Origin of the sequence: Pseudomonas frederiksbergensis, from assembly GCF_003732665.1 — a bacterium.
Taxonomy (GTDB): Bacteria; Pseudomonadota; Gammaproteobacteria; order Pseudomonadales; family Pseudomonadaceae; genus Aquipseudomonas; species Aquipseudomonas frederiksbergensis_G.
In genome coordinates this window covers 1-300 of sequence record NZ_MOBP01000208.1, presented here as the reverse complement: position 1 = coordinate 300, position 300 = coordinate 1, and the positions used below count along the sequence as shown (strand labels likewise).

At 61.7% G+C, this 300-nt stretch carries 1 pseudogene; it reads left to right on the top strand.

Annotation, left to right across the window (positions count from 1 at the left end):
• Nucleotides 1–300, top strand: a pseudogene (locus BK665_RS33845) (methyl-accepting chemotaxis protein); the annotation flags it as partial.

Sequence of the window (300 nt, the reverse complement as noted above, 5' to 3'; positions counted from 1 at the left end):
ATCGTCGGCGCCGACCTGTCGGTGAACTTCATCCAGGAAATGCTCCTGGGCGCCAACCAGAAACACTACGGCGGTTCGGGCGTGATGGCGCTGATCTGCGGCAATGGCCGGATCGGTGCCTACACCAAGGACCCGAGCAAATTCGGCGAGAAAGTCAGCGACATCCTCGACAGCCAGCAGATTGCCAACATGGCCAATCTCAAGCGCGGCGAAGTGACCTACACCGTTGACAAGGCCAATGGCCGGTTCGAGTTGTACCTGCCGTTCGGCACCGGCCAGACCGACGCCCGCTGGACGCTG